The following is a 9,546-nucleotide window of genomic DNA, read 5'->3' as shown; positions in this document are numbered from 1 at the left end:
CTGAATATTGCAACCCAGTTTTCGCCTTCGGCAAAAATACTCAGCGAAGTGCGGACTTATGTTTTTGATTACGTATTGAATGTAACCCGTTAAAAAAACAAAAGTGGCTCTCTGACAAAAGGGAGCCACTTTGTATTATACAAGTGAATCATCCACTCTTATAAGAGGGCGACGACCACTCTTAGGGGAGGGTAACGACCACTCTCAGGGGAGGGCGACGACCACTCTTAGGAGAGGGTAACGACCACTCTTAGGGGAGGGTAACAACCACTCTTAGGGGAGGGTAACATTCACTCTTTTTCTTTAGCCGGAAGCCTGATAATTTCCAAATACAGATTTACCCATTTACCAACCAGCATATTTTTAAATTAACTAATTCAACCTTCAGAGGACAGAAATATTTTTAAAAATAACCTGAAAAAGTATATAACATTTCGACGATTTGTTTATAAATGTAAATATTATGGAGAAAGAAAGTGGAGAAAATTTATAATTTTACAGGTACATAAATACATGAAGTGTAAAAGAAAGTACACGGACAGATGGAAGTAAAAAAGATAATGGTTACAAAATAAAAAAGAAGATGAAAACAAACCCGGACAAAATAAACAGCATTGCCTCCCCAAAGGGGAGGATAGGAGGTGTGATACTTTTCCTGTTGTTATTCCTTTTACCATCTGTAAAAGCGCAAACTGTTTTTTATGTGCCAAGTTATCCTTACCAGGAAGGAGGAGTCGTGTTTGCAGATTACGACCAGGATGGAGACAATGATATCCTCATAGGTTGTGAAGGAGGTGCAGATTCTCTTGTATTTTTAATAAACGATGGTTATGGAAATTTTGAACGTAGCGATGTAGTAACAAACTGCGGTATATTTATTTATTGTAAGGAAATGAACAACGACGGACTGCTGGAGATAGTATCCCGCAACCATGATTATATATTTTATTATAAAAATGTTGGACCCGGAGCTTTAGGCGACACAGTAAATATAGGAGAAACAACAGCGGAAAATAGGCGAATAAGTGGAATATACGATATGAATGAAGACGGGCTGCTTGATGTGGTATATTATTCTATACGGCCAAATATAGCTCCTTTAGGTTGGGGCATTTTTTATAACAATGGTGATGGCACCTTTAACGACGAATTCTTATTCCCAACCGAAAATGTGGAATATGTAAAAACAGCCTTATTAAATAATGATAACCGCCCGGATGCATTGGTATCTTCTGCGCTTATTATACCTGGTACTTACCTTGCTTTTAACAACCCTTCCGGTTTCACAACCGATACCTTGTTTAGTCATAGCCAATTGTGGATATATAATAATATTATTGATATGGACAATGATAGCGACAATGATTTAATATTTTATAAACCATACAATGATGAAGAGTTCTTGTTTTATGAAAATGTGTCTGACGAGAATTTCATCAACAGAGGCACAACATATAAAAAAATCGGAACACGCGACGATGTAATAGCCGATTTAAATGGCGATGGATATCCTGATATGGCATGTACATCGCCGACTTTTGATCAGTATTTATCGCAGATGGACTCCATTTATATTTTTATAAATAATCATAACTGGGGCTTTAAGGAAACTGAAAGGATGTACATGGGAGAATATGCAATGTGGAATGAAAGGATTTTTTCAGGTGATTTGAATGGAGATAACCGTCCGGAATTATTAGTTACCGGTTATACCCCCACAGCCAACCGAATAAGGATATTATGGAACGATGGTACGGGACACTTTGTAGATACCAATACCGTATCGCTAAACGAGCAACGCAAACCGGAAGTAATGTTTAATGCTTATCCCAATCCTTTCGGAACTTATACCATCTTCCGGTCAGCATCCCCGTCGGTACTAAAAGCAGAGCTATATGGCATGGCTGGCAATTACATTAAAAGCTTCGGAATACCTCCCATGAGTGAATACCGTTTGGATGCCGGTACACTGCCTGCCGGTATGTATTTTGTAAAACTACAATCAGGAAACAATATTCAAACTATAAAATTAATCCATTATTAACCTTTAAATCAAATCTCATGAAAACGTTCACTCTATTGAAAGCCCGTTTACGCAATATGATGAAACTAACACTACTGCTGCTGCTTACCATTACAGGATATACCGCCACAGCCCAGGATTTCTGGGAGCAGGTTGACAGTTGCGGAGGTGGTTCAATATTTGATATATTAGTTGATCCGCAAGGCAGAATTTATTTGATACATTATGATGTAAATGGTGGAGTTTATCGCAGCGATGATAACGGCTTAACCTGGCAGGCAAAAAATAATGGGCTCCCCAATCCGACAGTAATGTCTATTACTTTTAAACAGGATAGTACAATATTTATAGCAGCTAATTATGGTGTTTACCGTTCGCGTGACCTTGGTGAAAGCTGGCAATGGATGTATGACGCATCACAACAAAGCTGGCAATACAGCACCATTGAGTTTGGATACGACAGTGTTTTATTGGTAAGCGGCGGAAGGGAAAATGGCATTTTGCGCTCCACCGATGACGGCGAAACCTGGGAGGTAGTGCTGAATCTTTACAACGACGATTACTGGGAATATGTAACCTATATACTGTTTGGTCCCAATAATGTGATTTATGCCTGTTCGCGGTTTACCAACAACTGGAGCAACGAAAATCCGAAAGTGTATTATTCAACCGACTTTGGAAAAACCTGGGCGGTATTATTAGATCCGCAGGAACCCGCAGGATTCATTACTCTGACATTTAACAATGCAGGCAAGCTGATGGTAGGAGCGTTTGATGCAATCTATACATACGACTTCAATACAGGCATCTGGAATTATGATGCATATAACACCATCGTAAGCGATTTCCTGGTTTTGCCAGATAATCGTATATTTATGGCAGGCGATGCAAGTGGTGCCGGCTGGGGAGGGGTTGCCCTTTCGGAAGACGACGGGGCTACTTTCCCCACTGTCCTGAACAGCGGTTTAATAATCAATTGTGCCATAAGGCTTGCTGTAGATAAACCAGGCAGAATACTTATGCATGATTTTTACTTTTTAAACAGGAGCATAGATACCATTGTTACAGGTGTAGAGAAACATCCTGATGCCCATCAATCCTTCGTAAGCTGTTATCCCAATCCTTTCGGAACTTATACCATCTTCCGGTCAGCATCCCCGTCGGTACTAAAAGCAAAGCTATATGGTATGGCTGGCAATTACATTAAAAGTTTTGAAATACCTCCTTTAGGCGAATACCGTTTGGATGCCGGCACATTGCCTGCCGGTATGTATTTTGTAAAGCTACAATCAGGAAATAATATTCAAACAATAAAATTAATTCATTATTAACCTTTAAATCAAATCTCATGAAAAATTTCACCCTGTTGAAAGCCCGTTTACGCAATATGATGAAACTAACACTACTGCTGCTTACCATTACAGGATATACCGCCACAGCCCAGGATTTCTGGGAGCAGGTTGATAATTGCGGAGGTGGTCTTATATTCGACATATTAGTTGACCCACAGGGCAGGATTTATCTTGCACGTCACGGTGCCACCAGCGGAGGAGTTTGCCGTAGTGATGATAACGGATTAACCTGGCAGGCAAAAAATAATGGCTTTCTTTTTCCAACGGTTAGATCTATTACATTTAAGCCAGATAGTACACTTTTTGTATCCGTAGATTATGGTGTTTACCGTTCGCGTGACCTTGGTGAAAACTGGCAGTTGGTATATGATGCTATGCAGGAAAGCTGGCAATACAGCACCATTGAATATGGATACGACAGCGTTCTATTGGTAAGCGGCGGAAGGGAAAATGGCATTTTGCGCTCCACCGATGACGGCGAAACCTGGGAGGTAGTGCTGAATCTTTATAACAGCGACTACTGGGAATATGTAACCGATATACTGTTTGGTCCCGGTAATGTGATTTATGCCTGCTCAACGTTTACCAACAACTGGAGCAACGAAAATCCGAAAGTGTATTATTCAACCGACTTTGGAAAAACCTGGGCGGTATTATTAGACCCGCAGGAACCCGCAGGTTTCTTTACTCTGGCATTTAACAATGCAGGCAAGCTGATGGCTGGAGGATATGATGCAATTTACACATACGACTTCAATACAGGCATCTGGAATTATGATGCATATAACACCATCGTAAGCGATTTCCTGGTTTTGCCCGATAACCGTATATTCATGGCAGGCGACGACAGTGGTGCCGGCTGGGGAGGGGTTGCCCTTTCGGAAGACGACGGGGCTACTTTCCCCACCGTCCTGAACAGCGGGTTAATAATCAATTGTGCCATAAGGCTTGCTGTAGATAAACCAGGCAGGATACTTATGCATGATTTTTACTTTTTAAACAGGAGCATAGATACCATTGTTACAGGGATAGAAAAATATCCTGATGCCCATCAATCCTTCGTAAGCTGTTATCCCAATCCTTTCGGAAACTCTGTTAGATTTCAATCAATGTATCCATCGGTATTAAAAGCAGAGCTATATGGTATGGCTGGCAATTATATTAAAAGTTTTGAAATACCTCCTTTAGGCGAATACCGTTTGGATACCGGTACACTGCCTGCCGGGATGTATTTTGTAAAGCTACAATCAGGAAACAATATTCAAACAATAAAATTAATCCATTATTAACCTTTAAATCAAATCTCATGAAAAATTTCACTCTGTTGAAAGCCGGCAATGCCGGCTTCTGTATGCTCTTTAGCATTTTTTATGCAGGAGCGCAGGGGGTTACCTCAACCTCCGGTTATTACCCGAGCAGCGCGGCGTATTACGAATCGCTGCCTGCTTATACCATTACTCCCCAATCGGACTCATTGGTACTTCCCGTAGAAGTGGATAATTCCATCAAACCCTATTTTCCGCAAAGGGATAACACCGATTCCATCTATGTTTATCATCAGAAGACTACAGCATCCTGCCAGAATGTGGCTACTGCATGGTACACCTTTACCTACGAGATTAACCGCCTGCGGAATGTAACTTCCAATCTTCAAACGACCCGCTACGTCCCTAACTTTTCGTTTAACCATCTGAACCATGGCTATTCCAACTGGCAGGGCTATACCAGCCTCGAATATGTACAGAAATTCCTGATGCAAACGGGAGGCATGTCGGATGCCGAGTTTGACGGATCCGGGGAAAATGACATTCTTGATTTGTGGCGCTGGCCTACCGGTTACGATTATTACTACAATGCTTTTAAGAACAAACTGCATTATGCTGAGCGGTTTGATATGAGTCTTCCCACAAACTACACTGGGCAGCCGGAAGTAAAAGCACGGCTCGTTGCAAACCTGTCCGGGATGAAGCATCATTTGTATGACCATGGCGTCGGGGATGCCAACAACGGAGGGCTGATAACTTTCGGGGTAAATTTTGAAACTGGCATTGATTATATTACAAATACACTGAGTGCGCATATAGGTGAAATGGTGATGTCAAGATTAAACTATTGCGACCCGGGAGGCCATGCCATGACCATTGTAGGCTATAGCGACAGTGTAATGTATGATTGGGGTGGAGACTGCGATACAGTATGGTGCGAAAAATGGCAGGAGTACGAAAAAGTTCCAAAGCCTGATGGCAGAATTTGCGACACCTGCGACAACAATTTCGACGGCATTATTGATATGCAGGACTGGGAAACCGGGGCAGTAAAAGTTTACAATTCGTATGGCCCTAATGGCGATTTTCATGGATACCGGTGGATGATGTATTGTACGTTGCCGTTTAAAAAGCCGGTTGCTCCTCAGTGGTGGGGAGGACATGAGTTTTGCGTATTAACCCCAAAGGCTGAATTTACCCCGGAGCTGGCGTTAAAGGTGAAGGTGGATGCACCGGATCGCGATGATCTTCGTTTAGGCTGTGGTTATGCACCGCTGGCAAATTATTCTTCCCCGGCAGGTACAAACGATTTTATGGGTTATCAGAATGACGGAGGCTCGTTGCCCATGCAGGGAAAGGATAAAAATGGCAATTTGCTACCCGATTCAATTGAAGTTATGTTCGATTACAGTTATTTTTACTGGAACACCGACTTTGGTAAAGCCTTTTTTATAAACAGAAACGACAGTGCAAGCGGTGGAACAATAAAATACCTGGCGTTGGTTGATTACCGCTGGAATGAAAAATTTGAGTTGCCATATGCAGGCACCATGCCTTTCAGCATTGGAAATCCATCTGCTGCCGGCATTGAATACGACCTTATAGTACAAGGCCCGCAGGCACCGGCCATTACCCAGAATACAACCTTTACGTCGAACATGGTATCGCGGTTTACACCTACAATAGACAGCGCTACCCTTACCATTAACGACGGAGTAAGAATAGATATGTACAACAGCAAATTGATCATGCAGAAAGGCTCTTCCCTATCTACAGGCGACAGCGTAACCTTTGCAGGGAAGAGAGGTAGCAATGAGATAGATATCAACGGGAATATCAGCCTAAGCAATGATGTAAATTTTGTTGCAGCAGATGGTGTGGACCTAAAGATTGTGGTGGACAATAACTCCACACTTACTATTGCAGATGGAGTAAAAATAAATATGGATAATTGCGAATTAATTGTACAGAATGGCTCTTCTCTTGTGGTTGGCAATAATGTAACTTTTATAGGGAAAAGAGGTGCCAGCGAAATAGCCATCAGTGGAGATATCAGTCTGGGAAAAAATGCCCGGTTTATTGCGGAAGATGGTATGACGCTGACGGTGAATATAGGCAGTTCATTGCCTGGTCTAACCATTACAGGTGCAGTGTTTACAAACAGTATTCTTGAAAACAGCAGCGTATCTCTATCAGTAAATGAATGCCAGTTTACGGACGCCAATGTGCATGCCTATAAGGGAAGTCTTAGCATAGCTAACTCCGCATTCGACCGGACAAGTTTTAATAATATTGGCGTAAGGCTTACAGTTAATAACTCTACATTTGATAGTTGCCAAACAATAGAATCTTCTAAGGGAAAAGTTACCGTAACAAATTCTGTATTTAATCATTCAAATTTATATCTCGAAAACCAGGACGACAATGATTCTACAGCAACAGTAACTAATTGTGAATTTACCGGTGACGCATTAACTGCTATTGACATCCAGAATTACGGAAAATTTTTTATTGAAAATAATACCATTAATGGATATCACAGAGGCATTCAACTTATGTTTTGTGGAAGCAGCAACAATGGCAATCAATCTGTTTATGGAAATACCATTACCAACGCATTACTTACAGGGATTAATGTCTATAATTCATATACCTCAATAGCAGGAAACCATATTGCAGACGATTATTACGGAATAAGGCTGCTAAATAACAGTAACACTGCGTTGCTGGGAAATGCTTCGGCACAAACTTATCAGGAAACACAAACGATAACAAATAATACAAACATTGAAGTATATGCTTCGCAAAATTGTTTTCCATGGTATTTCAGGTATAATGTTATTGTAGATGAAGACAATAGTGGGGCGCCGGATGATCCCCTTGTATATTATGACCCGGATGGTAATTTAAACCTGTTTGATGTAAGATATAATTGCTGGGGCAAAAACTTCAATTATCAGCAAGACTTCTATCCGTCAGGATATATATATAGCCCAACATGGTGCCCAAGTGGGGTAAAAGAAACGGCAATAACAGAAACCGCTTCCGACGAAGACCTTTACAACACTGCAATGAGTTTAATAGAACAGGAAAACTATACTGAAGCAAAAACCACTCTTCAATCTTTGATCGAACAATATCCAGATTCTAAGTATGCTGAAGCTTCCATAAAGGAATTATTCAGGCTTGAAAAATATGCAGGCAATAATTACAACGGCTTGAAACAGTATTACACAAGCAATGCAACCATACAATCTGATACAGTATTAGCCAGGCTGGGAGACTTTTTTGCCAATAAATGTGATGTGGTATTGGAAAACTGGCAAACAGCCATCAACTGGTACGAAAATAAGATACTTTATCCGGAAACACTCGAAGACAGTGTTTTTGCCGTTATTGATTTAGGGTATCTGTACTTTTTGATGGAAAACAGCGGGCAGGAATCGGCATTTACCGGGAAACTGTTACAATACAAGCCAAATAGTCTTGCAGAATATACCCAAAACCGGGATTATTTATTGTCCCTGTTACCGGAAAAGAGTACAACCACAAGTGGTATTGAAACCACTGCTGCAGTTTCCAACGACAGGTTGTTGCAAAACAATCCCAATCCATTCAGTGATGAAACAACGATTTCATTTAAACTAACCAAACCATCTTCGGTGGATATAAAGGTTTACAACCAGCTTGGCGCGTTACAGCAGGTAATAAGCCAATCCGGATTAAAAAAAGGCTTGCATACGGTTAACTTTAACGCAAGTAATCTGCCTGCCGGTATTTATTACTATTCCATGGAAATAAATGGAAGATTAGCAGATACAAAGAAAATGATATTGATAAAATAATAAAGTATCCTTATCTCTATCTTTCATACAGCGCAATTGGAAACAGTTGCGCTGCCTTTTTATTTTCCCGGTATTAATATTTTCAATCCGGAAATATTTCTCTCTTTTTTATTACGATTGAAATATTATGATTAGTTTTGTAGTAATAAGCCGAAAGTAAATATTAAAGTGAACGAAAGTTCGGATTATCTGAGAGCAACGGGAAATATTAAACGCTTCAACAGGCGGAACAGAAACGAATAAAAACAACAGATACATTTATCTTTTAGCGGGGAAACTCTCAGATATTCCGAATGCTTTAGGCTGGCATTTTAACCCGTAAAACCATTTATTAACCTAAAATCATATCCAAAATGACGTAAAGCAATTTATTTATCAACCCTAAAGCAATTCAGTTATGGCAACTAAAGAAAAAAACAGCGTAGTGGTCGAATTACACGACCTTACGCTAACCGAACAAAAAGACGACCGTTTCGGTCGCGTAGTAACCAGCAAATCGCTCAATGAAGACGATCTGGTAAACTTAGCTCTTGCACGTGGCACCGACCTTAGTGCAACCACCCTCAAATCTTCTGTGGAACTGCTTAAAAAAGTAGCCATAGATCAAATATCCAACGGAGCATCCGTAAAATTTGGCCTCGGATATTTCCACCTTACGGTAAACGGAACTTTTATTGGCGATAATGCCACCTGGGATCCGACACAGCATAGCCTGGCGGTGAATGCCATACCTACTGCCGAACTTCGCGAAGCAGTGAAACAAACCAGTGTAAATGTAAGGGGAATGGCCGCTTCGGGTCTGTTTGTAAACTCTGTAACCGACGTAACCACCGGCGCTGTAAACAGTCGTCTTAGCCCCGGCGGAGGTGTAAACCTTAGCGGCAGCCGTATAAAGATAGAAGGCACCGACCCAGCCATAGGCATCCATCTTATCAACCAGCAGACATCGGAGGTAATAACTATTCCGCAGACCTCACTGCTGATAAACGATCCATCCAAACTTACTTTTATAGTACCCGCTACTTTGCCTGACGGTGATTATAAGCTGAATATTGCAACCC

Annotated in this window: 5 protein-coding genes; all 5 read left to right on the top strand. The window is 41.1% G+C overall.

The window, feature by feature from the left end; genetic code table 11:
• The first annotated feature begins 583 nt into the window (after positions 1–583).
• Positions 584–2,044, top strand: a complete 1,461-nt coding sequence (locus M0R21_13435) for a T9SS type A sorting domain-containing protein (protein MCK9618824.1) — start codon at positions 584–586, stop codon at positions 2,042–2,044.
• A gap of 17 nt (positions 2,045–2,061) precedes the next feature.
• Positions 2,062–3,354, top strand: a complete 1,293-nt coding sequence (locus tag M0R21_13430) for a T9SS type A sorting domain-containing protein (protein MCK9618823.1) — start codon at positions 2,062–2,064, stop codon at positions 3,352–3,354.
• A 17-nt stretch (positions 3,355–3,371) separates the two neighbouring features.
• Positions 3,372–4,664: a T9SS type A sorting domain-containing protein gene (locus M0R21_13425; GenBank protein MCK9618822.1), complete on the top strand. Its 1,293-nt coding sequence runs from the start codon at positions 3,372–3,374 to the stop codon at positions 4,662–4,664.
• Between the two features lie 17 nt (positions 4,665–4,681).
• On the top strand, positions 4,682–8,485 hold the full coding sequence (locus M0R21_13420) for a T9SS type A sorting domain-containing protein (protein MCK9618821.1): 3,804 nt from the start codon (positions 4,682–4,684) through the stop codon (positions 8,483–8,485).
• Between the two features lie 397 nt (positions 8,486–8,882).
• Positions 8,883–9,546, top strand: a 664-nt coding sequence (locus M0R21_13415; protein ID MCK9618820.1) for a DUF4469 domain-containing protein, incomplete at its 3' end; no start/stop codon positions are given.

Source organism: Lentimicrobiaceae bacterium, from assembly GCA_023227965.1.
GTDB lineage: Bacteria > Bacteroidota > Bacteroidia > Bacteroidales > JALOCA01 > JALOCA01.
This window is presented reverse-complemented; position numbering and strand designations above follow the sequence as displayed.

Coding starts and splice junctions, on each gene's coding strand:
- M0R21_13425 (MCK9618822.1), top strand. CDS start 3,372: ATGAAAAATTTCACCCTGTTGAAAGCCCGTTTACGCAATATGATGAAA.
- M0R21_13435 (MCK9618824.1), top strand. CDS start 584: ATGAAAACAAACCCGGACAAAATAAACAGCATTGCCTCCCCAAAGGGG.
- M0R21_13430 (MCK9618823.1), top strand. CDS start 2,062: ATGAAAACGTTCACTCTATTGAAAGCCCGTTTACGCAATATGATGAAA.
- M0R21_13420 (MCK9618821.1), top strand. CDS start 4,682: ATGAAAAATTTCACTCTGTTGAAAGCCGGCAATGCCGGCTTCTGTATG.